At 61.3% G+C, this 24530-nt stretch carries 23 protein-coding genes and 1 tRNA gene; 13 read left to right on the top strand and 11 right to left on the bottom strand.

Annotated features, from left to right (window positions below; all coding sequences use genetic code 11):
- Position 1 precedes the first annotated feature (1 nt).
- The 3 genes from KO538_RS22360 to KO538_RS22350 form a co-directional block, all read right to left on the bottom strand.
- Positions 2-2851: a response regulator gene (locus KO538_RS22360; protein ID WP_219329677.1), complete on the bottom strand. Its 2850-nt coding sequence runs from the start codon at positions 2849-2851 to the stop codon at positions 2-4.
- A gap of 306 nt (positions 2852-3157) precedes the next feature.
- Complete coding sequence (locus KO538_RS22355; protein WP_010396213.1) at positions 3158-3358, bottom strand: YbdD/YjiX family protein; 201 nt, start codon at positions 3356-3358, stop codon at positions 3158-3160.
- Positions 3358-5418 carry a carbon starvation CstA family protein gene (locus KO538_RS22350; protein ID WP_219329676.1) on the bottom strand — a complete coding sequence of 687 codons (2061 nt, stop codon included), beginning with the start codon at positions 5416-5418 and terminating at the stop codon, positions 3358-3360. The genes KO538_RS22355 and KO538_RS22350 overlap by 1 nt, the downstream gene beginning before the upstream one ends.
- Before the next feature lie 246 nt (positions 5419-5664).
- On the opposite strand from KO538_RS22350, the gene KO538_RS22345 reads away from it, so the two are divergent.
- The 5 genes from KO538_RS22345 (at position 5665) to KO538_RS22325 (ending at position 11284) form a co-directional block, all read left to right on the top strand.
- Positions 5665-7038, top strand: coding sequence for a cache domain-containing protein (locus KO538_RS22345; protein ID WP_219329675.1), 1374 nt, complete (start codon positions 5665-5667; stop codon positions 7036-7038).
- Positions 7039-7044: 6 nt separating this feature from the next.
- Positions 7045-7674: a response regulator transcription factor gene (locus KO538_RS22340; protein ID WP_046682340.1), complete on the top strand. Its 630-nt coding sequence runs from the start codon at positions 7045-7047 to the stop codon at positions 7672-7674.
- Positions 7675-7938: 264 nt separating this feature from the next.
- A complete protein-coding gene (locus KO538_RS22335; RefSeq protein WP_374106877.1) occupies positions 7939-9063 on the top strand; it encodes an EAL and HDOD domain-containing protein in 1125 nt (374 codons plus the stop codon).
- A 1-nt stretch (position 9064) separates the two neighbouring features.
- Positions 9065-11110, top strand: coding sequence for a bifunctional diguanylate cyclase/phosphodiesterase (locus tag KO538_RS22330; protein WP_070302439.1), 2046 nt, complete (start codon positions 9065-9067; stop codon positions 11108-11110).
- 84 nt (positions 11111-11194) lie between these two features.
- Positions 11195-11284, top strand: a tRNA-Ser gene (locus KO538_RS22325).
- A gap of 303 nt (positions 11285-11587) precedes the next feature.
- Here the strand turns inward: KO538_RS22325 and KO538_RS22320 are convergent.
- The 3 genes from KO538_RS22320 to KO538_RS22310 all read right to left on the bottom strand — a co-directional run bounded on the left by KO538_RS22320 (position 11588) and on the right by KO538_RS22310 (position 15501).
- Positions 11588-13063 carry a serine hydrolase gene (locus KO538_RS22320; protein WP_219329673.1) on the bottom strand — a complete coding sequence of 492 codons (1476 nt, stop codon included), beginning with the start codon at positions 13061-13063 and terminating at the stop codon, positions 11588-11590.
- A 250-nt stretch (positions 13064-13313) separates the two neighbouring features.
- Positions 13314-13679, bottom strand: coding sequence for a hypothetical protein (locus KO538_RS22315; RefSeq protein WP_219329672.1), 366 nt, complete (start codon positions 13677-13679; stop codon positions 13314-13316).
- A 421-nt stretch (positions 13680-14100) separates the two neighbouring features.
- Positions 14101-15501, bottom strand: a complete 1401-nt coding sequence (locus KO538_RS22310; protein ID WP_219329671.1) for a PLP-dependent aminotransferase family protein — start codon at positions 15499-15501, stop codon at positions 14101-14103.
- Between the two features lie 272 nt (positions 15502-15773).
- Between KO538_RS22310 and KO538_RS22305 the strand changes: the two genes are divergently transcribed.
- Positions 15774-16019: a hypothetical protein gene (locus KO538_RS22305; RefSeq protein WP_034759085.1), complete on the top strand. Its 246-nt coding sequence runs from the start codon at positions 15774-15776 to the stop codon at positions 16017-16019.
- 221 nt (positions 16020-16240) lie between these two features.
- Positions 16241-16513 carry a DUF4242 domain-containing protein gene (locus tag KO538_RS22300; RefSeq protein WP_034759082.1) on the top strand — a complete coding sequence of 91 codons (273 nt, stop codon included), beginning with the start codon at positions 16241-16243 and terminating at the stop codon, positions 16511-16513.
- Positions 16514-16622: 109 nt separating this feature from the next.
- On the opposite strand, the gene KO538_RS22295 is transcribed toward KO538_RS22300, so the two are convergent.
- Positions 16623-17369 (bottom strand): hypothetical protein, encoded by a 747-nt coding sequence (locus KO538_RS22295; RefSeq protein WP_219329670.1) that lies wholly within the window; start codon positions 17367-17369, stop codon positions 16623-16625.
- A gap of 243 nt (positions 17370-17612) precedes the next feature.
- Between KO538_RS22295 and KO538_RS22290 the strand changes: the two genes are divergently transcribed.
- The 4 genes from KO538_RS22290 (at position 17613) to KO538_RS22275 (ending at position 19424) form a co-directional block, all read left to right on the top strand.
- Entirely contained in the window at positions 17613-18065 is a 453-nt protein-coding gene (locus KO538_RS22290; protein WP_257620501.1) for a GNAT family N-acetyltransferase, read from the top strand.
- Positions 18066-18560, top strand: coding sequence for a hypothetical protein (locus tag KO538_RS22285; RefSeq protein ID WP_200873074.1), 495 nt, complete (start codon positions 18066-18068; stop codon positions 18558-18560).
- A gap of 100 nt (positions 18561-18660) precedes the next feature.
- Positions 18661-18864 carry a DUF3079 domain-containing protein gene (locus tag KO538_RS22280; protein ID WP_034759072.1) on the top strand — a complete coding sequence of 68 codons (204 nt, stop codon included), beginning with the start codon at positions 18661-18663 and terminating at the stop codon, positions 18862-18864.
- 65 nt (positions 18865-18929) lie between these two features.
- Positions 18930-19424 (top strand): prolyl-tRNA synthetase associated domain-containing protein, encoded by a 495-nt coding sequence (locus KO538_RS22275; protein ID WP_219329669.1) that lies wholly within the window; start codon positions 18930-18932, stop codon positions 19422-19424.
- Positions 19425-19433: 9 nt separating this feature from the next.
- Here KO538_RS22275 and KO538_RS22270 read toward each other — a convergent pair whose 3' ends face one another.
- Positions 19434-20669 (bottom strand): MFS transporter, encoded by a 1236-nt coding sequence (locus KO538_RS22270; RefSeq protein ID WP_374106876.1) that lies wholly within the window; start codon positions 20667-20669, stop codon positions 19434-19436.
- 145 nt (positions 20670-20814) lie between these two features.
- Here KO538_RS22270 and KO538_RS22265 point away from each other — a divergent pair, with 145 nt between their 5' ends.
- Positions 20815-21432 carry a TetR/AcrR family transcriptional regulator gene (locus tag KO538_RS22265; RefSeq protein ID WP_219329668.1) on the top strand — a complete coding sequence of 206 codons (618 nt, stop codon included), beginning with the start codon at positions 20815-20817 and terminating at the stop codon, positions 21430-21432.
- Here the strand turns inward: KO538_RS22265 and KO538_RS22260 are convergent.
- The gene (locus KO538_RS22260) at positions 21429-21899 is read right to left on the bottom strand and encodes a GNAT family N-acetyltransferase (RefSeq protein WP_219329667.1); all 471 of its coding nucleotides are present in this window, start codon (positions 21897-21899) and stop codon (positions 21429-21431) included. The two genes, KO538_RS22265 and KO538_RS22260, sit on opposite strands and share 4 nt — an antisense overlap.
- Before the next feature lie 36 nt (positions 21900-21935).
- Positions 21936-22595: a hypothetical protein gene (locus tag KO538_RS22255; protein WP_219329666.1), complete on the bottom strand. Its 660-nt coding sequence runs from the start codon at positions 22593-22595 to the stop codon at positions 21936-21938.
- 165 nt (positions 22596-22760) lie between these two features.
- Between KO538_RS22255 and KO538_RS22250 the strand changes: the two genes are divergently transcribed.
- Positions 22761-23417, top strand: coding sequence for a tetratricopeptide repeat protein (locus tag KO538_RS22250; protein WP_070304131.1), 657 nt, complete (start codon positions 22761-22763; stop codon positions 23415-23417).
- Positions 23418-23541: 124 nt separating this feature from the next.
- Here the strand turns inward: KO538_RS22250 and KO538_RS22245 are convergent, their stop codons facing one another.
- The gene (locus tag KO538_RS22245; RefSeq protein ID WP_219329665.1) at positions 23542-24510 is read right to left on the bottom strand and encodes a ribonuclease Z; all 969 of its coding nucleotides are present in this window, start codon (positions 24508-24510) and stop codon (positions 23542-23544) included.
- Positions 24511-24530: the final 20 nt, after the last annotated feature.

Here is a 24530-nt window from a genome sequence, read left to right as displayed (position 1 = left end):
GTCAGTGTTCCTTCACGAGGATGGCGTTCAGCGATTCGCGTACGGTCAGGAAGGCTTGCTGCATCTGCTGCAGCAGGGCAGCCGCGCCCTCGGTGCCGCCGGCGCGGCCCAGTTTTTCCATTTCCTTGCACAGCTGCGCCAGGCTATCGGCACCCACGTTGGCGCTGCCCGACTTGAGGCTGTGCGCCACCTTGCGCAGCGCTTCCGCATCGGCGCCGACAATCGCCGCGCGCATCGCGCTCAACTGACGCGGCGTCTCGCTGGTAAAGGCGAGGATGACCCGCTCGAGCAGCGCATCGCCATCCGAGCCGGACAGGGCGCGGATGTTTTCCAGCGCCTGCTGGTTCAGCGGCTGGCCGGCGGCCGAGGCTTCTGGCGTGGGCGGCGGCACTTCTGGCGGCGCTTGCCGCTCCGGCGCTTCGCTGTGGTGTACGGTGGCCGCGCGCGGCAGGGTGATCCAGCGGGCGATCGTGTGGCCCAGGTCCTGCTGCGTGAACGGTTTGCTCAGGTAGTCGTCCATGCCGGCCGCCAGGCACGCTTCGCGGTCGCCCTGCAGCGCATTGGCCGTGATGGCAACGATGGGCAGCACGCGCGCGTGGCCGCACTGCTGTTCGTGGCGGCGGATTTCCGCCGTGGCGGCAAAGCCATCCATTACGGGCATCTGGCAATCCATCAGGATCAAATCGAAATCCTCGGCCTGCGCCGCCTGCAAGGCCTGTTCGCCGTTGCGCGCGCAGACCACGTCCAGGCCCAGGCTGTCGAGCATGGCCAGCGCCACTTCCACGTTGACGGGATTGTCCTCGGCCAGCAGTACGCGGCGGCGCTGGCGCCGGCCCACTTGCCGCGTCGCATGCGGCGGATGGATGCGCATGCCCTCGCTGGCGCGCGGCGGCGTGACGATGCAGTCGAACAGGTCGCATTCGCGGGCCGGCTTGATCAGCTGGAAGGCCACGCCCGCCTCGCGCCGCTGCACCGGGTCGGCCGCCGCCTGTTCGGTACTCAGCAGCAGCAGTTTGAGCTCGGCCAGCAGCGGGTCGCTCTTGATGGTGGCGGCCAGGGCCAGGCCGCTGGTGCGTGGCAATTCCATGTCGAGCAGCGCCACGCCATACGGCGTGCCCGCCTGCGCGGCCGCGTGCAGCTTGGCCAGGCAGTCGCTGGCCGTGCCGGCGCTGTCGCTGATGATGTGCCAGCTGGCTAGTTGCCGCTCCAGCACGGCGCGCGTGGCCGGTGTGTGGTCGACGATCAAGGCGCGTAATCCTCGCGTGGTTTTCAGGTTGAAGGACGGGTCGTCGCTGTCGACTCGCCGCTTATCGAAATTTACTTCGAACCAGAAGATCGATCCTTGCGTTAAAGCATTATCAACGCCGATAGTGCCGCCCATCAGTTCCACCAGCTGTTTCGAGATCGTCAGTCCCAGGCCCGTGCCACCGTGCTTGCGCGTGGTCGAGCCGTCCGCCTGCGAGAACGATTCGAAGATGCGCGTCTGCGCCTCGCTCGACACGCCGATGCCCGTGTCGTGCACTTCGAAACGCAAGCCCACGCTGGGCGCGTCTTCGCTGCACACGGTCACTTTCACGGTGACCTTGCCCGTTTCCGTAAACTTGATGGCGTTGCCCAGCAGATTGACGATGATCTGGCGCAAACGGTTCGGGTCGCCGCAGATGGCGATGGGAATGTCAAACGCGATGTCGAATTCCAGGCTGATGTTTTTCGCTTGCGCCTGCGGCGCGAACACGTGTTCTATATCGTCGAGCAATTCGCGGAAATTGAAGCGGATGTATTCCACGCTCAGCTTGCCCGCCTCGATCTTGGAAAAGTCGAGGATGTCATTGATGATCACCAACAAATTCTGCCCCGAACGCTGCACCATGCTCGTGTAGTGGCGCTGCTGCGGGCTCAAAGGGCTGGCCAGCAGCAGTTCCGTCATGCCCAGCACGCCATTCATCGGCGTGCGGATTTCATGGCTCATGGTGGCAAGAAACGCGCTCTTCGCCTGGCTGGCTGCCTCGGCCGCATCCTTGGCCTTTTCCAGCTGCGCCGTGCGCACGCCCACCTGGCGCTCGAGCTGGTCGCGGTAGCTGGCCAGGGTGCTGTCGCGGCTGTCGATCTGCGCCAGCATGTCGTTGAAACTGTCGATCAGCACGCCCAGCTCGTCGCTGCGCTGGTGCGCGATGCGGTGGCTGTAGGTCTGGCTGCTCGACACTTTTTGCGCCGTATCGATCAGCTTGGTGATCGGCTCGGCGATCACGCTTTTGAAACGCCGCGCGAGGAACACGGCGATCAGGAAGGACAGCACGGTGGCGCCGCCGATGGCGCCCACGTGGCGGCCGATGTCGCGCCACATGTGGTTCAGGTCCGCCTCGATCAGCACGGCACCGATCAGCTGCTGCGGCTCGCCTGGCCGGTAGACGGGACGGTACAGACGCATGGCGGGCGCAAGCGCCGTGCCCGTGCCTTGCGTGACGGGCTGCACGGCCATGTCGGCCAGCATTGCCGGGTCCAGGTCTTCCGGCGAGGCCAGGCCATCGGCATGCTGCGGCGCGCGGTACAGGGCGAACAGGCGCCCGCCCCGGTCGAACAGCGCTGCCTGGGCGACCTCATCGCGCGCGGCCAGCGCGGCCAGCACCTGTTCCGCCTGCGGCTGCGCCGATTTGCCTGCCAGCAAGGGCGCCGCACCGGCCGCGCCGATCACGCCCGCCAGCGACAACAGTTGCTTGCCTTCATCGTCCTTGTGGCTGAGCACGGATGTCAGCGCAAACGCCACGAACACCAGCAGCAGCGCGCAGCCAGACGAGAGTACCGAAATCATGGTCAGCTTCTGGCTGATGCTGGAGCGTTGAAAATTGAACATGGTTGCGGCGCTTCTCCGGTCGGCCTGTTGACTGTTTTTTTAATTTCCTATTGGAAAAATATAGACGCGAAGACACACCACGATATTGATGTGGGTCTAAGGAAGGAGAGGGGAGGGAAACTTATACGAGATGAAACAAATAGGGCGGTCCTGCAAGACCGCCCTCAAATTATTGCTGAGCTACAACACCTGATCCAGCCGTAGCGAGCGGAAGGGAGAGGTGGCCGAGAAGCGCAACCGTACTAAAGTACGGTGAGCATCGCAGGCCACCTATACCGACGCGCAGTAGGCTGGGGCAGGTGTCCGCTAACAACAGCCGCCACGCTTGCCGGCGCCGCCGTAGCGGGCTTCCTGCCGTTCGCGGAAGAACTCTTCATACGTCATCATCGGCTCGCCGGGATGGGTGACTTCCCGGTGCGCCACATAGGTGTCGTACTCGGGCAAGCCGCACATGAGCCGCATGCTTTGCCCCAGATACCGTCCAGCCTTGATGATTTCGTCGATCATCATTGCACCGTGGGCATGGCCTGGAATGGCGTTTCCTTGGTGCTCGGCTTGCTGTCGGCGCGCGCCTTCATGATGGTGCGGATGCCGAAGAACAGCACGCTGACGACGACGACCACGAAGAAGGCGGCCAGGCCCGCGTCCAGGTAATCGTTGAAGATGATCTGCTGCATCTGCGCCACCGACTTGGCCGGCGCCAGCAGGGTGCCTTCATCGAGTGCCGCCGAATATTTCTTGGCATGGGCGAGGAAGCCGACGCGCGGATTGGCGTCGAAAATCTTTTGCCAGCCTGCCGTCAGGGTGCACAGCAGCAGCCAGATCGTCGGCGTGATGGTGACCCATGCGTACTGGCCACGTTTCATCTTGAACAGCACGCACGTGCCGAGGATCAGCGCAATCGCGGCCAGCATCTGGTTGGCGATGCCGAACAGCGGCCACAGGGTGTTGATGCCGCCCAATGGATCGACGACGCCCTGGTACAGGAAGTAGCCCCAGGCCGCCACGCACAGGCCCGTGGCCAGCAGGTTGGCGATGACGTTTTCCGTCTGTTTCAAGGCTGGCACGAAGCTGCCCAGCAAATCTTGCAGCATGAAGCGGCCGGCACGCGTGCCCGCGTCGACGGCCGTCAGGATGAACAGCGCTTCGAACAGGATGGCGAAGTGGTACCAGAAGGCCATCATGGCCTTGCCGCCGATGGCGCCCGAGAGAATCTGCGCCATGCCGACGGCCAGGGTCGGTGCGCCGCCGGCGCGCGAGATGATGCTGTGCTCGCCCACGTCCTTGGCCGTTTGCGTCAACATTTCCGGCGTGACATAGAAGCCCCACTGCGAGATCGCCTGTGCGGCGGACTCGGCCGTGGTGCCGATCAGGGCGGCCGGGCTGTTCATGGCGAAATAGATGCCTGGCTCGATGGTCGAGGCGGCCACCAGGGCCATGATGGCGACGAACGATTCCATCAGCATGGCGCCATAGCCGATAAAGCGGGCATGGCTTTCGTTTTCAATCATCTTCGGCGTGGTGCCCGAGGAAATCAGCGCGTGGAAGCCGGAGACCGCGCCGCAGGCGATGGTGATGAACAGGAAGGGGAACAGATTGCCCGACCAGACAGGGCCGGAGCCATCGATGAACTTGGTCATCGCCGGCATTTTCAGGTAAGGCGCGACGACGATGATGCCGATGGCCAAGCCCAGGATGGTGCCGATCTTCAGGAAAGTGGACAGGTAGTCGCGCGGCGCCAGCAGCAGCCACACGGGCAGGACCGAGGCGATGAAGCCGTAGCCGATCAGCATCCACGTCAGTTCCGTGCCGGTAAACGTGAACATCGGGCCCAATACCGCGTGTTCTTGCACGTACTGGCCGCCGATGATGGCCAGCATCAGCAAGACGAAGCCGATGATGGAGATTTCGCCGATGCGGCCCACGCGGATGAAGCGCGAGTACACGCCCATGAACAGGGCGATGGGGATCGTCGCCATCACGGTGAAGCTGCCCCATGGGGAGCCAGTCAGCGCCTTGACGACGATCAATGCCAGCACGGCCAGGATGATGACCATGATCATGAAGCAGCCGAGCAAGGCGATCATGCCGGGAATCTCGCCCAGTTCAGCCTTGATCAGGTCGCCCAGCGAGCGGCCATCGCGGCGCATGGAAATGAACAGCACGATGAAATCCTGCACGGCGCCGGCAAATACGACGCCAGCCAAGATCCACAGCATGCCGGGCAGATAGCCCATCTGCGCGGCCAGCACGGGACCGACGAGGGGACCGGCGCCGGCGATCGCCGCGAAATGGTGGCCGAACAGCACATATTTGTTGGTTGGCACATGGTCGAGGCCATCGTTGTGCTTGAAGGCCGGCGTCATGCGACGCGAGTCCAGGCCCAGCACCTTGTCGGCGATGAACAGGCTGTAGAAACGGTAGGCGATCAGATAGACGCAGACGGCGGCGATGACGATCCAGATCGCGCTGATCGATTCGCCGCGTTGCAGGGCGACGACGCCCAGGGACCCGGCGCCTGCCAGCGCAAGCGCTGCCCAGCCGAGCTGTTTGAAAATGCGGTTCATGCTTCCTCCAGAGATGTGACGGGCGCTGTGCCGTGCGATGATGTGTGCTGCCGAGCCTGGTCGTCGCCAGTTTGGGTGTGAATTCGTGGTATCTGCAGCTTATGGCGAGTATTCAGGAATCGTATAATTGCCGCAAGCGCAGCACTACGCAGTAACGCTCAGTATTACTACGCAGGCCGATCGCCGCGCCGCGACGTAAAATCACGCATTCCCACCAGCATCGACGCCGCCGGAGCGCGCAAGGCCATGAAACTCAGACAGAAAGTCATCTTCCTGGCCATTACGCCGCTCATCCTCGCCCTGTGCGCCATCGCGTTTGCCGTGCGACACCAGGCGATTACCCTGGCCGAGCAGCAGCGCGCCACCATTCAGCAAGCGTATCTGGCCAGCAAGGAAGCCGAGCTCAAGCATTACGTGACCCTGGCCAGCCATTCCATCGCCTCGCTGTACCAGTCGGGGCGCAAGGATGACGCCACGCAAGAGGAGGCCAAGCGCATCCTGTCCGCCCTCAGCTATGGCGACGATGGCTATTTCTTCATCTATGATCTTCAGGGCAAGTCGCTGATGCATCCGCGCCAGCCCGAACTGGTGGGGCAGAACCTGTGGCAATTGCGCGACGCCGAAGGCAATCTGACCATCCAGCGCCTGATGCAGCGGGCCAAGAGCGGCGGCGGTTTCGAGCGCTACAACTGGATCAAGCCGTCGACGAACAAGTCCGCGCCCAAGCTCGGCTATGTGATCCTGATGCCGGAATGGGGCTGGATGATGGGTACCGGCATCTATATGGATGACGTGGACCAGGCGCTGGCCAAGGTCGACGCCCAGCAGTCGCGCAATATCCGCTCGACCATGGAGCTGATCGCCGCCATCGCCATCCTCGGTTCCCTGCTGGTGGCCGCCTGCGGCCTCGTGCTGAACTTGCGCGAATTGAGGGTGGCCGACGCCAAGCTGAAAGTGCTGGCGCAGCGCGTGGTGGAATCGCAGGAAGAAGAGCGGGCGCGGCTGTCGCGCGACTTGCATGACGGCATCAGCCAGTGGCTGGTGTCGATCAAGCTGCAGATCGAGGCGGGCATCGCGCGCCTGGGCGGCAATGCGGAACAGAAAGACAAGGCGCCCGCCACGTTCGAGCGGGCGGCCGACCAGCTGAACAAGGTGCTGGGCGAGGTGCGGCGCATTTCGCACAACCTGCGCCCGGCCATTCTGGATGACCTGGGTCTGGCCGCCGCGCTCGACCACCTCGTGCATGAATTCAACGACAGCAGCAGCGCGCAAGCCAGTTTCACGGCCAGCCCCGCGGCGGCGGGCGAGGGCTTGCCCGATATGGTCAATACCGTGCTGTTCCGCATTGCACAGGAAGCGCTGACCAATTGCGAGCGCCATGCCCACGCCCGCGGCGTGGAAGTGAACCTGCACGAGACGGGCAAGGCCGTGGAGTTGCGCATCCGGGATAATGGCGGCGGCTTCGATTTCGACGGCATCGCCTTGCACCCGCAGCGCGGCATCGGCCTGCGCAATATGACGGAACGCATGGAAGCCATCGGCGGCAGCCTGCACATCACCTCGTCCCTGGCCGGCACCGTGGTGCTGGCGCGGCTCGAGCTTTCCTCCACATTAAAATAGAGAACCATGACCGAGAAGATCAACATCCTGCTGGTGGACGACCACCCCCTCGTGCGCGACGGCTTGCGCGCGCGCCTGGAAGCGGTCGCGCATTTCGACGTCGTGGCCGAGGCGGGCGGTGCCGACGAAGCGTTGAGCCAGGCGCGCACGCACCAGGTGGACCTCGTGCTGATGGATATCAATATGCGCGGCACAAATGGCATTGAAGCGACGGCCCTGTTCAAGCAGGCGTTTCCGCAGATTGCCGTACTGATTCTGTCCATGCACGACAAGCTCGAATACGTGTCGCAAGCCATCGCCGCCGGGGCGCGCGGCTATGTGCTCAAAGATGCTCCAGGTAAAGATATTGTGTTTGCCATCGAGACCGTGATGTCCGGCGGCATTTATTACAGCGCCGCCCTGGCGCGGCAACTGTCGCGCCCGCAAGTCCACGATTCCTTCCTCACCACGCGCGAGCAGCAGGTGCTGCAGCACATTGCGGGAGGCCAGTCGAACAAGCAGATCGCCCGCGCACTCGACCTGAGCGTGCGCACGGTGGAGACGCACCGGCTGAACATCAAGCGCAAGCTCGGCATCGAAGGGCAGGCTGAATTGATCAAATACGCGGTCGAGCACGCGCATGGCGGCAGCGCCTGAGCATGCGTGCGCGGTACCGGGTTTTTGGCTGACCCGCATGGCAGGCGGGTCTCGCGGGGGAATGTTCTTTTTGAACATCTATTGCCAAAATTAAACTGTTTCGTGGGTGAGATTCAGATAGAATGATTCTCGCTGTCGAGGGCATCCCTGTCGGGCCAAGGTTGCCAATGCTGGTCAGTTTATTTACTATGGCGCCCTACCCACACTGAGATACCGATGTCAGCGTCTGAATCAAACCTGTTTCCGTTGGTGGGATTACAAGCAGTGGCCAATGCTCATAACGAGTGGGTCGCTGTCACCGTGCATGTACCGCAGGCCTCGACGGCGCCGCTGCTGGCGGCGCTGGCCGCTGCCGATGCGTATGCCTTCCTGGCGCCGCTCGACTGCATCATTCCCCTGGCCGACCCGCATGGCGTGGACGAGGCCGTGCTGGCGCAACTGGCGCCGCAACGCACCATCTTCCGTTTGCCGGCCCAGCTTGCCGGCGACAAGCAACTCCAGAAAAAATGCCGGCAATGGCGCGATGCCGGCTACCGCATCCTTCTCGATGGCGCCGACGCCAATCCCGTGGTGGCGGCGCAAGTCGACGCGCGCGCGCTGAGCTTTGACGCGGCAGGCGCACACCCGGCCCTGCATCAGCTGCTGCCCTTGCCGGGGCCGCACCTGGCCTACAACATCGCCGATGGGGGGCAGATTGCCGCATTGCAAGAACTTGGCGTCAGCTGGTTTGCCGGCGATTACGCCTTGCAGCATGCGCGCCAGCAAGGCGAGCCGGAAGACGCCACGTCGCGGCGCCGGCTGATGTCGCTGCTGGGCCTGCTGGCCCGCGATGCCGACGCGCACGAGCTGGAAGTGCCGCTCAAGCAAGACCCGGCCCTCAGCTATCATTTATTGAAACTGGTCAATTCAGCCGCCTTCGGTTTCACGGCGCCGATTACCAGCTTCAGCCAGGCCATCACCCTGCTGGGCCGGCGCCAGCTGCAGCGCTGGCTGCAACTGCTGCTGTATGCGCGGCAACAGGACGATGGCAAGATCCACGCGCTGCTGCCGCTGGCGGCCGTGCGCGCGGCGCAGATGGAAGCGCTGTGCCAGTTGCGCGGCGGCGACCGCGACGCGCAAGACCTAGCCTTCATGGCAGGCGTATTTTCGCTGCTTGACGTCCTGCTGGGCATGCCGATGCAAGAGATCATCGCCACCCTGAACCTGGCGCCCGAAGTCAGCGCCGCCTTGCTGGAACGCAATGGCGAGCTGGGCACCTTGCTGGCGCTGGTCGAAAGCGCCACGCCGCCGCCCGAGGGCTTGCGCCGCGCCGGCATCGATGGAGAAACCTATTGGCGCAGCCTGCTGCAGGCCTACCAATGGGCCATCCAGGTCAGCCGGAACCTCTAGCATGGCCCTGTTTCCGGTGTCGGATTTCCTCGGTGACAGCGCCGCCCTGTGCGACGCCGTCGTGCGTTTGCGCGGCCCCGCGCTGGTCGCTGAGCTGGGCCGTATCGCCAGCACGGTGATGGCCAGCCCGCATGGCCAGTTCCTGCCCGCGGCCGGCATGGATGCCGCCGCGCCGGCCGCATCGTTTCCCCGCGATACGCCCGCTTTGCTGCAGGAAGTCAGTTTCGACGGCCACTGTTTCGGTCATTACAGCGTGGCCGGCCGCCCGCTGTATAACGACGCCGACCGCCGCCACCTGGCCAGCCTGGCATCGTTGACGGCCGGCGTCCTGCAAGTGCATTCGCTGGCGCAACGCTCGACCCATGCCTACGCGCAAGTCGAAGCCTTGCTGGCGCAGCAGACGCAAATCCTCGACCAGTTGCACGAATCCGTGCTGACGATGGACTTGACGGGCTACATCACCAGCTGGAACAAGGGCGCCGAGCGCCTGTTCGGCTACACCTCGGTGGAAGCCGTGGGGCGCAACATTTTGTTCCTGTACGACGACGAAGACACGGGTTTCCACGACGCCTTCCTGGAGCAGGGAGGGCGCCTGATGGAGGTGCGCCGCCGAAAGAAGTCGGGCGAGGTCTTCTGGGCCAGCCTGTCCCTGTCTCCGCTGCAAGATCTGGACGACAAACCCATTGGACTCATCGCCTACCTGACGGACATCACGGAACGCAAGCTGGCCGAAGAGCGGCTGCACCACCTGGCCTATTACGACCCGCTGACCAGCCTGCCCAACCGCACCTTGCTGGCCAAGCTGGTCGACCAGGCCCTCTCCGTGGCGCAGCGCAGCAAGATGCTCGGCTGCGTGCTGTTCATCGACCTGAACCGTTTTAAGCTGATCAACGACACCCTGGGCCGGCGCATCGGCGACGAACTGCTGCGCCAGGTCTCCCTGCGTTTCCGCCAGGTATTGCGCGACCAGGACCTGGTGGCGCGCCTGGGCGGCGACGAGTTCGCCGTCGGCCTGTTCGACATCGGCCAGCATTTCGAAGCGAGCATGGTGGCGCAAAAGCTGCTGGCCTCGCTGGTGGAGCCGTTCCTGATCGAAGGCCACGACCTGCGCGTGGGTGCCAGCATCGGCATCAGCGTCTACCCGCAAGACGCGCAGGACGCGGAAACCCTGCTGCGCCTGGCCGACATCGCGATGTACCGCGCCAAGCAGGACAGCGGCGGCGAAGCGGAAAGCGTGGCGTTCTACAGCCAGGACATGAACCTGGGCATGCAGGCACGCATGCGCCTGGAAACAGGCTTGCGCCAAGCACTGTCGGAACAGCAACTGCTGCTGCACTACCAGCCGAAATACGCCCTGGGCAGCGGCCGCATCATCGGCGCCGAAGCGCTGGTGCGCTGGCACCACCCGCAGCACGGCATGATCCCGCCCGCCGAGTTCATCCCATTGGCCGAATCGACTGGCCTGGTGGTGCAAGTGGGTGAATGGGTGCTGGAAGCGGCCTGCGCCCAGGCGCAAGCGTGGAAACTGGCCGGCCTGCCGCCGATCCGCCTGGCCGTCAACGTGTCCGCCCGCGAATTCACGGCAGCGCTGCCCGCCAGAGTGGCGGCGACCCTGGCCCGCTACGGCCTGGAAGCGGCCTGGCTGGAACTGGAAATCACGGAAAGCACCCTGATGCACAACATCGAGAGAGTCATCGGCATCATGGACCGCATCACGGCGCTGGGCGTGGCCCTGTCCCTGGACGACTTCGGTACCGGCTACTCAAGCCTGTCCTATCTAAAACGCTTCCCCATCGATACGTTAAAGATCGACCGTTCCTTCACCACCGGCATCCCCACCGACGCCAGCGACTGCGCCATCGCCAGCACCATCATCAGCATCGCCCAGCAACTGCACCATAAAGTGATCGCCGAAGGCGTGGAAACGGCCGAGCAACTGGCCTTCCTGAAGAGCTCAGGCTGCGACGAAGTGCAGGGCTATCTGTTCTCGCGGCCATTGCCAGCGGTGGAGTTCGAGAAGGCGCTGCGGGAAAACTGGGGCGTGTAAGGCAAGCGTGCCCGCTCTTTCCTGTCGGGCAAACGGTGCTAGCCATTGGTAAGCCACGGACCTTTATGTATAATGCTGCCATCTGGAAGCGTGGCCGAGTGGTTGAAGGCACTAGTCTTGAAAACTAGCGACGGGTTACACTGTTCGTGAGTTCGAATCTCACCGCTTCCGCCAGGAAATAAAGAAACCGCCTTCGGGCGGTTTTTTATTGCCTGGCGGAAGCGAGCAGGGCGCCTGCGCGCCCTGCGTGTGAGATTCGAAGGGCTGGGCCTACCGGCCCAGCCCGCCCCGAATCCTCCACCTGCTGCCGCTGTGCGGCAGCCCCGCGCGCCGCAGGCGCGTTCGTGGTTCTAATCAGCTTTTCGGCTGCGCCAGCTTCCACAGCGCCCAATGCATTAGTCCGTGTCTGAAAGCCGGACTTATCCCTCGTACTGCTGCCTGGTACGCTCTTTCCGGGTTGGCGCTACCGTTGCTGATTCAGCTGTCCGGGCTGCGGTGGGCCTTGCGCCCCCCGATCAATAGCAGCTCTTGGGCGCCATCCTGCGTCAGTTCGATGATGTTGCCGGTCTCGGGGGACACCAGGCTGGTTTTGCCGGTCGGCACCAGCCGGGTGGCGCCGATGTCCGGCATCACCATCGTCCAGTCCTTGCCGTCGAAGCGCAGTTCGTAGCGGTTGGCGAAACGGCCTTCGAAGTTGTCGAGCTGGTAGATGCCGACGTGGCGGGTGGCCGTTGCCAGGTCCAGCGGCGCCGCCTGGGCCAGGCGAGGTTTGAAGTCTGGCCAGTCGTAGGCAGACGCCACCGCCTTGACGATCTCGCCGCCAAGATAGCTGCCGTTGTCGCCGTCGGTCATTACTACTACGCCGTCGCCGCTGTCGAGATACATCGCGTAGGTGCTCTTGAAGCCGGTGTTGCCACCGGAATGCATGAAGCGCTTATGCTCGCCATCGCCGACCACGAACAAGCCCTGCGCATAATTGTTCAGCGCCGGCGTCAGCAGATCGCGCGCCTTGGCGACGCTCAGAAAGGCTGTGCCGATTTTCCACGACCGCTGGACACCGATGGCGAAGCGCGCTAGGTCGCTGGCCGTGGTCCATAGGCCGGCGGCCGCCAGTTCGGGATAAACGAAGGCCCCGCCTTCGACTTCGCTGCCGTCGGCGTAGTGGCCGCGCGCGTAGTTGTATTCTGTCGCTGGCAATGGCTGCGCGAATGTGCTGCGCCGCATCTGCAGCGGCTGCAGTACTTGCTGGCGCATCAACTCCGCAAAAGGCGTGTGCAGACATTGCTGTATGGCGACTTGGGCGATGGTGTAGCCGCCTCCGGAATACGCATAGGCAGCACCCGGGATGGTCTGGATCGAGACCGCCGGCGTGAGCGATGGCGGCTTGCCCTTGATTACCTGAAGGTCTGTAGGGATCGCCTGGGACGGTGGATAGCCGGGGAAGCCGGACACGGTCGCCCCTGCTGTGTGGTTGAGCAAATTGCGCAAGGTCACCGGATGCTCGGGGCTTTGCTGTCCAGCGGGCAGGATCCATGGCCGCAGGCAGGCGTCCACCGGACCGTCGAGCTGGAGCTTGTCGCTGCCCGCCAGCCGCTGCGCCAGCGCGCCGGTTACGCCCTTGCTGATGGACGCGGCCTGATACAGCGTGTCGGTGTTGGCCGCAGGTGCGGACGGTTGCCGGTAGACGCCGGCCCAAGCGATCTTGCCGTCGCGGATGACTGCCACGCTGACGCTGGAGACCTTATAGCGGCGCAGGCGCTGTTGGATATCGAAGGTCTGCGCCGGCTCGCCTGCGATGTCCACCCGCTGCCGCAGCCCGCCAGCGATACGCCCGGCTATATCGGACTCGCCCGCGTGGGCGGATACGCTACATGCCGCCACCCCCACTAAGGCTCCCAGGCGTAGCGCGCGGCCTGAAGCATGGACTGGCAATAGCCATAGACGAATGCGCATAAGTTTCCCTTTCATTAATTGAATGGACTAATCTTATCGAGCGTGGTCCGAGGCTCCCTGGATTTGCGACGAATGGTGGAATGCTTGGTCTAGGCTGTTTGTTTTCACCAAGATCTCTACGCGGCGCTAGCATTGCCAACAAAAACAGCGTGGTCAGTGCCGACAAAAGCGGGGGAGGAGCAACCGGGGTCAGAGCAGCAGACTGCCATGTTGCTCGCTCTGAATCTAGTGGTAGGGGCGTCGCAACCAATCATTTTTGAGCGACCGGACCCTTATCGATTGGTACAAACACTTCCCATTTTTTTTGTGTTGTAGGTCTTACGGTCTTGGCGCAAATCACAGCAACATTCGGTCCAGACATGCCATGGCTCCGGGGAACCCATTCCACACGCAAAGATACCGCACATTTTGGCACCAAAATCTTCCGGTTCTGCATCAAGACTTGCCACCTTGTGCCATTTTTTAGATTTTCTGTTGCAATGAATTTTACAGCAGCATCCCTTATTTCAAATAAGCCATGTACGTCACCTCGGGTCCGATCTTCTTCAAGATTGGTAGCTAATGCAGATGAGGCACTAGCAACAAGAAAAAGGGAAGCAATAACGGAGCCGTACACGTGATTTTTCAATGGTGGCAGTATCAAGGTGGTTGCAGTCCTTGCAATGCACCCTAGAGTCATTGCTCGGAGCAAATCGTTTCCGTATTGCCTGTGTGCTGTGTCGCTAGCTGGGGAGTGCAAGGCGCTAGAAAAATGTTGAATGCGGAATGAAATTTATTCTAAGTTATTGATATAAATCTAAAATTTCGCGGACTTGAAAACTGGCGACGGGTTAAACTGTTCGTGGTTTCAATCAGCCTTCTGACTGAGCCAGCTTTCACAGTACCTAACGTATCTGTCCGTATCTGAATGGCCGGACTTGACCCTCGCACGGTTCGCTTTCGCGCTTGATCTCACGATAAATAAACACCTAGGCAGCAAACCGATGTGCGATCGCATCGAGATAACTCCCAGGTGCCGTACGGTGTTTCCGGAGCACTTAAACCACAGCAGCACTAAATGACTCGGGTCGCCGCGCAAGCAGATGAGACAGTCGTTGCAGACCCGCCTGCAAGCGTCCACGGTCCTTGATGCTGCCCAAAGAGATACGAATGGCATTCACGGATACGCTGCCAGTGGCGAATGCCTCCGCCGGCGTGACTGCGATGCCGTAGCTGGCGGCTGCATGCGCAAGTTGTGATGAGTTCCAATATGCCGGCAACTCGAGCCATACATGCAGGCCATCTCCAGCGCCGCTGTAGCGTCCCGCCAGAATATCGCGGGCCATCCGGTGGCGCAGGCGCGCCTCCTTGCGTACGCCTGCCAGCAATCCGTCAGCCGAACCGTCGAGTATCCACTGCGTGGCCAGTGCGGCCGTCAAAGGAGCGACCATCAGCGCAAATGATCTGAGCGCGACCAGGAAGCGTTCGCGTTCGTATGGGTCGCGTATCAGCACGAAGGCGACACGCAAGCCGGGCGTCAGGCATTTTGACAGGGTGGAAATGTAGACCACCTGTTCCGGGGCAAACGTGGCGACAGGCGGCGGCGGGGCATCGGCAAGCAGCCAGTAGGGATCGTCCTCGACGATGCGTACATTGCAGCGCTGCGCGATGCTGGCGAGCTCCTTGCGCCGGCGTTCCGGCATGGTGATGGCGGTCGGATTCTGTAATGTCGGATTGAGGTAGGCCAGCCGGGGCTTGTGCTGGCTGCATGCTTGCTCAAGCATCTCGGGCAGCATCCCGTGCTTGTCCGCTTCCACGGCAATGACGTGCCGGCCGAATTGGGTCGCTGCGGCACGCAAGCCGGGATAACTCGTCGGTTCTGCCAGGATGACATCGCCAGGTTCCGTCAGCGCAAGGATCAGTGCGGCGATTGCCGCTTGCGCACCGGGACAGACGACAACCTGTCGAGAATCCAGATGTCCAAACATCGGTGCCAGCCATTTGGCGCCAGCCTGACGGTCGGAGTCGCTTCCTCCGCCCAAGTGGTAAGTCATCAGTAACTCATTGTCTGCTCGCATCAATACTTGCGACAAACCTTGTTTCAGCATGTCGTCGAAGGCCACGCCATCGGGCGGTGGTGGGGTATTCATGGAGAGGTCGAGGATAGCGGTCAATTCGACTTTCGGCGCCGCGACATACGTGCCGCGGGCGCCGCGACCCTCCAGCAAGTTGCGGCGCCTGGCTTCGTCGTAGGCGCGCGTGATCGTCGTCAGATCGACGTCCAGCTGTGCTGCCAGGTGGCGCTGCGGAGGCAGACGGTCGCCCGGTGTCAACGATCCATCCGCCACCGCCGCCTGCAAGGCGTCGGCAATCTGCAAAAAACGTGGCCCCCCGTGCGGCAGTAATCGCGGCAACCAGATAGTCATATGTTCATCTTGTATGGTTTTCAACTGGGACATTTTGTCTCAATGTATGGAGATTGTTTTGAGGTAGTATGCATCATAACGTGCAGCAACACCAATCTTGCATGGCAGTCGCTGACGTTTCTCCTCTCTCATCTGCATTCGGCACGTCGCTGCGCTTGATGCCATGGTTATTTCATAGCTGGCTATAATGAAAGAGTCAAACAGGATGCCTGGGGGATGGTTGGAGCAGAAGCTGCTGAAGCAGCGTTTTGAGGCAGTGCTCCTCACGATAGATAGTGTCAAGTAATAGACTGGAAATACTTAAAATGCTGGATTGGACCCCTATAGTTTTCGTTACCTTTAAGGCTCTCGTGCTCGGCACGGGCATGTTCTTCGCCATCAAGTGGCATTACGATCAAGGGAAGAAGGATAAGGACAAGGCGAAGCAGAATCGCGCTGTGCTGCGCGCGAGTGGGAAGGTGGTCGCAGGTTTCGTGCTATTGCTCATGGGCCTGGGACTCGTCACCTTCGTCGTTGTCAGGATGGTCGGTTTGGACATGACCCTCCCATGATGGCAAAGAATAGGCGGCCGATATCGAGTGATGCGGCAGCCATTCCCCGATGCGGCTAGTGGCTAGCCCCGCGCGCCGCATGGACGCGTATCGGCATTTTGTGGCAATTCAAATAACACTAACCAGCCAGCGTGGTGTATAACGAATAGACGTCACGGCATGTGTGACGTATGGCACCGGCGAGTGCTGTACTCGCCCGGAAACCTCATAAGGAGAGCGCTATGCCAAAGTATGTTATTGAGCGTGATATTCCCGGGGCTGGAAAGTTATCAGAGCAAGAGCTTCAAGCCATTTCGCAGAAGTCATGCGGTGTACTAAACAAGATGGGACCACAAATTCAATGGCTCCAAAGTTATGTGACCGGCGATAAAATCTACTGTGTTTACATCGCTGCAAATGAAGAGCTGGTTCGCGAACATGCCCAGCTAGGCGGCTTCCCTGCGAACCGCGTGTCGGAGGTTATTTCGGTCATTGATCCGACTACGGCGGAGTAGTGCTGCCCCGCAAGGTGCTTGGTCTCGTCCCTGGCAGAGCCTCACTCTGGCAGGGACGATCAACCTGGCACGGGCAATTCGGCGACTCCGCCCACCCACCCTCACAAAATCAAGCCACTTCACCGCGTCTATAAACAAACTCCTGACGGCCAATACCCTGCGTAACAAAGTCCGCATCCGGCGGTATGGTTTCCCAGAAAAACACATGTTTAAAAATGGGGATTTTGTTGAATTTTTTCGAGCGGAATATCCATCTGTTTTTCGTGAAATCGCTGTAGCGGTCGCCTTTGAACTGCTTGTGCACAGTGGTGAAAGGAAGCAACCTTTCCGCAATATCCGGGAATGAATAATCGGGATGGTTTTCCTTGAATTTCTCAAAAATTTCAAATTGATCTCTGCAGATAACTTGAATGGCAGTTTCCGGAAAGCGATAGCGCGGGGACCACAGGACGTTCCAGCCTGATTCGATTTCATTGATGAAATTCACCAGGCGCGGCGTCATGATATAGGCGTCCGACTCGATATGGATGATCTTATCCACGCCTAATTCATTTGCCACCTTGACCGAGTGGAGAAAGCTGCGCCACCAGCCAGGGTAGTCGGCCCCGCTTTGTCGTCCCAGATTGTTATCGAAGCGAATGATGAGTTTTTTATCGCCATTCGACGCCAGCGGAGCGCTATGGGAAACTGTATTGATGATTTCGGCAGGTGGAAGAAATGGCGATCCGTCATCGATCATTATCTTCTTTACTGCATTGATAGGAACATCTTTGTAATAATCGAGCCACCGCTGATACCGACTTTCCCATGATGGGGCATCTTTTATAAAGCTGGTGCAGAATATAATGGCTTTCATTTGCTCAGCACATTCTTTGTATTTGAAAAGTTCAGATTATTCATGATTTGATCATTAAAATTTTCAACTATTTTAACAGATTGGAGGCGCCCTAATAACTGAATGGACATCCCGGCGATGCGGTGCCGCCTCCGCCCGCAGTACAGGCGGCCAAGCATCGGCGCAAGGCCAAGAGGGCCCCCAGGCTGTTCACTAATGCCGTAGCGTCCATATGCCTCAATCATCGCTGGTGATACTATCCCCATGGCAAAGGTCTCCCATGCGCAATCTTCTTACCCCCGTGAACCAATGAAAAACACCACTATCGAATATCGTCATAACTTTCCCCTTGATCCGCTGGACGTTGTTCGTGTGTTCGAGCAATCCGGCATCAAGCGGCCCACCAGCAACCTTCCGCGAATCGCGCGCATGTTTGCCGCGCCTTGCCTGGTGCTGTCGGCATGGGTGGATGGCGAGCTTGTGGGGCTGGCCCGTTCGCTGACCGACCATGCGTATTGCTGCTATCTCTCGGACCTGGCCGTAGACAAGCAGTACCAGGGCCTCGGTATCGGCAAAGAACTTGTCAAACGCACCCAGGCCATCATCGGCGAGGAAGTGTCCTTGATATTGCTGTCCGCCCCCGATGCCATGTCCTACTATCCGACACTTGGTTTTGAGCCTGCCGGCAATGCTTACGTCATTCGGCGCGAACATTGAGTGAGCGCTTCAAGTCATTCCTGCGCCCTGATGAAACCCGTCTACACCCTCGCCGAAGCCCTGGCACAAGACCCGGCCCGCATCGCCAAGACCCGATCCCTCACTCTCGACAGTTCCAGGCCCCGCATGGGCCTGAAAGGCAGCCAAGGCCTGTTCGCTTCGGACGAGTGGTGGGAAAGCATCAAAGCCGGGCGCATCCAGACGCAAACGGTGACGGGCAGGATCGAGCGCACGTATTTCGCGGGCCAGGATAGCCGGCGTGGCGATCAAGTCAACAGTTTTACCTTGCGCCTGGCGGATGGCTCGACATTCGACGAGAGCATCTACACGCACCGCAAGCAGGACACCAAGCTGTTCGTGCCTGGCGCCATGGTGACGATGGTGTATGCGCTGGACGAACTCAAGGAGCAGCCGGCCGCCGACGGTAGTGTCAATGTGGCGCGTATCGTGTTGGAAGGGTATTGTGTCTTTCAGCCACACGAGCCATCTGCATAGAATTGACCTCGGACAAATTCCTCACTGGAATTCGTTTGACCGCCCCTCGCGCCAGGTCTAGAGTCAACAAGGAACCCTCAACCGACCACGATCGCCTCCCATGGCCAAGCCCTTTCCATTAAACCCCAAGAACCCCGAACGCATCTGCTGGGGCTGCGACAAGTATTGCCCGCCGGACGCCATGCGTTGTGGCAATGGTTCCGAGCGCACGCAGCACCCGATCGAACTGTTTGGGGAAGGCTGGAATGACTGGGGGCTGGCGGCTGCCGACAAGGCCGACAAAGAGCAAGAGAATAAGCCGTGATGGCAACCCCCAGCACGCATTGACCCGCTACAATTCCTCATCGCATCCGCGCCGAGGAAATACCCATGCAAGAAACCCTGTCCCGCTGGCTTGAAAGCCATGCCGGCGATTGCCCATTCATCGAGCATCCGGCCGTGCACACGATCGCCGAAGCGCTCATCCATGTGCCAGCCATGCCTGGCTTGATGGTGAAGAACCTGTTCGTGCGCGACGAGAAAGGGCGCCGGCATTTTCTCGTCATCGTGCCTTTCGACAAGCGCATCGACCTGGCGGCGCTGGGTCGCTTGCTGCCCGCCAGCAAGCTGAGCATGGCTTCGCCCGAACGCCTGCTGCAGCACCTGGGCATCACGCCTGGGTCCGTCAGTCTGTTTGCGCTGATCCACGACAGCGCGCAGGCGGTGGAACTGGTGCTGGACCAAGCCGTGTGGGACGCTGATTCAGTGCAAGCCCACCCGCTGCGCAACACGGCCACGGTGGCGTTGTCGCATGCCACTTTGGTCCGTTTCCTTGCACATACGGGCCACGTGCCCCGCATTCTGAGCGTACCGGCGGCTGATTAGCGCGTCTTTTTAATGGCCGGTCACGGGCGCGCCGCCGCTGCGTCGTCCCTGCCGGAAACCGTGTTCGCGGGCCGACCAGGCGACAAGGAAGGCCAGCACTAGCAAGCTCACCATCGCCCACGGGAAAGCGCCCGCGCCCCAGGTTTCCAGCAGGGCGCCGCCCGCCACGCCCGCGGCCGCAATCGCTCCATTCCACGCCACCACATTCATCGACAAGGCCACGTCGGCACCGCTGCCGGCCGTGTCCGCCAGCGCCGTTTGTAAAAGCGTTGCCGCGCCGCCAAAGGACAAGCCCCAGACGGCCATGCCCACGTAGATCACCGTGGGGATGTGCGACGCGAAGCCCAGCACGAGGGCCGTCGTGGCGAACACGGCCAGGCTGGCCAGCACGGTGGCGCGCAGGTGGCGTTCGACCAGCTTGCCCGTGATCCAGATGCCGGCCATGGCGGCGGCGCCGAAGACGAGCAGGACCAGGTCGACTCGCTCTGCCAATCCTGCCGGCGCGACGAACGGGGCGATGTAGGTGTAGAGAATATTGTGCGCCAGCATCCAGGCGATGACGACGGCCAGCACGGGGCGCACGCCCGGCGTCGTGAAGACGCGGCGCAGGGGCAGGCGTTCATGGACGGACTGGCCCGGGTAGTCGGGCACCTTCGCCAGTACCCAGGCAATCAGGATTAATGTCAGGGCGGAAATGATCCAGAACGCGGCGCGCCAGCCGACGAGCGAACCGAGCAAGGTGCCCAGCGGCACGCCCAGGGACAGGGCGACGGGCGCGCCCACCATGGCCAGCGCCAAGGCGCGGCCTTGCTGGTGCGGCGCCACCATGCGCCGCGCATAGCCGGCGAGCAAGCTCCACGCCAGCCCGGCCGCCATGCCGGCAAAGAAGCGGGCCGCCAGGGTCAGCCAGTAGTGGGACGACAGGGCCGTGACGGTATTGAACACGAGAAAGCCGACGATGGTCAGCAGCAGCACGTTGCGACGGCGCCAGCCGCGCGTGGCGATGGTGAGCGGAATGGCCGCCAGCAGGGAGCCGAGCGCGTAGGCTGTGACCATTTGCCCGGCCAGCGCGGCACTGATGTTGAGGCCCGCGCTGATTTGCGGCAGCAAGCCGGCAGGCAAGGTTTCCGTGACGATGCAGATAAAACCCGTCATGGCCAGGGCCAGCAGCCCGGCGACGGGGAGGCGGTCGGCCAGCGCAGGGCTGGTTCCGGTGGTGAGCGTAGCGTGATTCACGGCAAACATCCTTGTCAAGTGATCGGGCGCAGGAATCCCCCGACCGTTATGGCGGTACATATGTATCGATCGGTATAAATATAGGCGATGGTGCACCGCGTTGTCAACGACTTCTGTATCGAGTAGTATGTAAGTATATGAAAGGGAGCGATCGATGGCGCAAATGGGACGGCCGCGCACGTTCGACCGGCAGGCAGCGGTCGAACAGGCCATGTATTTATTCTGGCAGAAGGGATATGAATCGACGTCCTTGAGCCAGCTCAAGGCGAGCCTGGGCGGCGGCATTTCCGCGCCCAGCTTTTATGCGGCGTTTGGTTCGAAGGAAGCGCTGTTCCGCGAAGCGGCGCAATGCTATCTGGACACGTTTGCACGCGTGACGGAATGCTTGTGGGACGATGGCCTGGCGCCGCGCGCGGCCATCGAGCAGGCCTTGCGCCAGTCGGCCCGCATGCAGTCCGATGCGGGACATCCGCCCGGCTGCATGGTGGCGCTCGGCTGCATGAGCGCGCCGACGGCCGAGCATGCGGCCGTGGCTGCACCGCTGACGGCGTCGCGCGCCCGCACGCGCGCTGGCTTTGTGCACTGCGTGGAGCGGGGCATGGCCAGCGGCGAATTGCCCGCAGATACGGATGCAGCGGCTCTGGCATCCGTCTTCGACAGCTTTTTATCGGGCGTGTCGATTCAGGCTCGCGATGGCGTTGGCTACGCCGTGTTTGACGTTGCCATCACGCAGTTGATGCGCGTGTGGGATGCCAACCGCTTGACCGCCTAGGCCGTAAAGCGAAACTCCAGCACATCGTCGCCATACTTGTCCGTCTCGCCCGTCGCCGTCCAGCCCAGGTAGCGGTAAAAGCCGTAGGAGCGCGAGGCGGGATCGCTGGAGCAGCCGAGGAACAGCCGCTGATGGCCTTGGGCCCGCAGTTCCGCCATTACCAGTTCCAGCAAGGTCTTGCCGATGCCTAAGCCTTCGAATTCCGGCAGCAGGGCCAGGACGATGATTTCGCCCGTGTCGCGCTCGCCAAAGCAGTAGCCGACCAGTTGGCCGTCGTGATGGCAGACCTGGCCAGGCAGGCTGCCCGAACGCATCATTTCCGCCCAGGAATCGGCCGTGATACCGACTTCCGCCAGACGTTCTTTTGGGATGGCATTTTGCCGCGTCTTGCCGCGCAATTCGATGAAGGCCGGCGTGTCTTCGGCTTTGGCGGCATGAAAAGTAATCGATGCTGGATGTGTCGTCATATGTGTTGTTCGATGGTGTCGGATTGGGGGTAAATATCACTCCCAGGATTTGCGCATGATGTGCGCATGGCGCTGCCAGTCAACTACATTTCTCTTTTCGATGGCTTGCTGGCCAGGATTACCGCTATCGATGATTTCATCCTTGACGATGATCAAGTCGTTTTTTTCATTCAAGCGATATTCACGGTAGCGTTCGCAATCCTGTTCGCGCCGGGCGGTGGCGATTAATTTGTCAGCCCGCCACTTATAGCTGTCTTCATAAAAACATTGTGCCGCGCAGCCGCAATTGGGGATGCCGCCTTGGATTGCTCGATCGGCCATGCTGATATCCAGATTCGGAATGGCTGATAGTGGTTTGTTGAAACGGTATTGCTTCGCCGGCGAATCCCACAGCCACACATCGGAACAGCGGATGCGCCCCTGGCTATCCGTGTAGCCGGTGACCCACAGGTCGGCCTGGCCGTCGAAATTCATGTCCAGCAGCAGCGCGTGCAAATTGCCCGTGCCACTGCTGCTGCAACTGCCATTGATCCACTGCTTGCCGATTTTCAGCTGGTAGGTCTGTTTTTCATCGTGATTCGCATAGCGGATATCCGTGGCTTGCCGTACTTTGCCTGTCGCGGCTTTGTCCAGGTGCAAGGTGCCGCAATAAGCCGAGGTGGAAATCAGGGATAAAAGCAGAGCAATCAGTTTCATGGCGATATTCTTGGGCGGGTATTGGGGCGCAATGCCACGATTGCATCATGCGGAGAATGATCATAACGCATGATTTGGGCAACGCGCCACACCATTCCCTATCGTGCATTCTGCGCGGAACAGTGCTGTGTACAATGCCAAAAAATCCCCGAATAAGGAATTCTGATGACATCCTCTCCCGAATCTTTGAATGAAGCGGGCATCCTCGCTTATAACGACGATAACCACGCCGAGGCGTTCAGGCAATTCGACGCGGCCGCGCGCACTGGCGACCCGGCCGGCCAGCATTTACTGGCCAGCTTGTATTACCAGGGGCATGGCGTGACGCAAGACTTGCCGAAAGCGGTGGAATTGTTCACGGCCGCCGCGCAAGCGGGTTTTCCGCCGTCGCTGGCCAACCTCGCCCTGATGTATGCGAGCGGTGATGGCGTCGCGCAAGACATGGCGCAATCGCTGGCTTACGGACGCCAGGCGGCCGAGGCGGGCGATGGCCAGTCGCAATTCAACCTGGCGCAGGCGTACCGCAAGGGCGATGGCGTACCGCAAGACTATGCCGAGGCGGCGTTCTGGTACAAGCAGGCGGCCGAAGCCGGTTCCCTGTCGGCGCAGAATGAATACGGCTTGCTGTACGCGCAAGGGCAGGGCGTGGAACTTGATTATGTGCAAGCGTACGCGTGGATCGCCATGCCGGCCGAGGCGGGCAGTACGCAATCGATCAAGAACCGCGACCAGTTGCTGGAAATCCTTACGCCCTCACAGCAGCAAGCGGCGCGGGCGCTGGCGGCCGAGTATGCGGCCCAATATGGCGTCAATCCCCACTAAAATAACACCTGACAAAACCTACTGCGCGTCGTAATTTGCGGTCTGCGATGCTCACTGTACCTTCGTACAGTTGCGCTTCTCGACCACAACTTCCTTCCGCTCGCTACGGTTTTGTCAGGCGTTGTTAATCCGGTTTTAACGGCAGTTTGATCAGCTCGCCGGCCGCATCGAGTTCATAGCTGTCGAAATCGCGCGCCAGGAACAGCTTGCCTGAATAGTGCAGCCGGGCCTCCGCTTCCAGCTCGGCCATGCCTTCCGCATGGTGATAGCGGGCGCTGAAGTGGGTGAGGATCAGGTTTGGCAAGCGCACCGCTTCGGCGAACTGCGCCACGCGCTGCACGGAACTGTGCGTGGGGCCGGGACCCACTTTCTGCAGCATCGCTTCCGTGTAGGTGGCTTCATGCACGAGCAGTTGCGCGCCGGCGCAGGCGTCCGTCAGCAACGACGGCGTGTCGTTGTCGCCGCCGATCACCACCGTGGCGCGCTGCGTTTCCGTCTGGCGGAAAGCGCCGGCCGCTAGTACCGTACCATCGTCGAGTGTCGCATCCTGGCCCGCCTGCAAGAGTCCCCAGGCGGGACCGGGCGGTACGCCGGCCGCCAGCAGGGCCGGCTTGTCCAGCTTCCACCTGCTTGTTTCCAGCGCAAAACGGTAGCCAACGCTTGGCGCCCGGTGCGACAGCGCGTGGCGCTCGATGGTCAAGCCCGCTGCTTCATGCACGACTTGCGCGCTGTCCACGTCGATATGGATCAGCGGGTACGTCAAAAACAGTTCCGTGTGCAGCAAGGTGGCATCGATCCAGGCCTTGATGGCGGCCGGGGCGATCAGCAGCAGGGGCCTCTTGCGTCCCGTCATCGAGGCGCTGGCCAGCAGGCCCGGCAGACCGTAGCTGTGGTCGCCATGCACGTGGGTGATGCAGATGCCGACCAGGTCGTGCACGGACAGGGGGATGCGCTGCAGCCGGTGCTGCGTCGCTTCGCCGCAATCGATCATCCACCAGTCGCGGTTGTGCGTGGTTTGCAGGGCCAGCGACGTGACGTTGCGGTAGCGCGTGGGCACGCCGGAAGAGGTGCCGAGAAAAGTCAGTTTGAACATGCCCGCATTATGCGGCAGCC

It is taken from the genome of Janthinobacterium sp. NKUCC08_JDC, assembly GCF_019345575.1.
GTDB classification, from domain to species: Bacteria; Pseudomonadota; Gammaproteobacteria; order Burkholderiales; family Burkholderiaceae_D; genus Janthinobacterium; species Janthinobacterium aestuarii.
The sequence above is the reverse complement of the archived record's forward strand: the minus strand, read 5'-3'. Positions and strand labels throughout refer to the sequence as shown.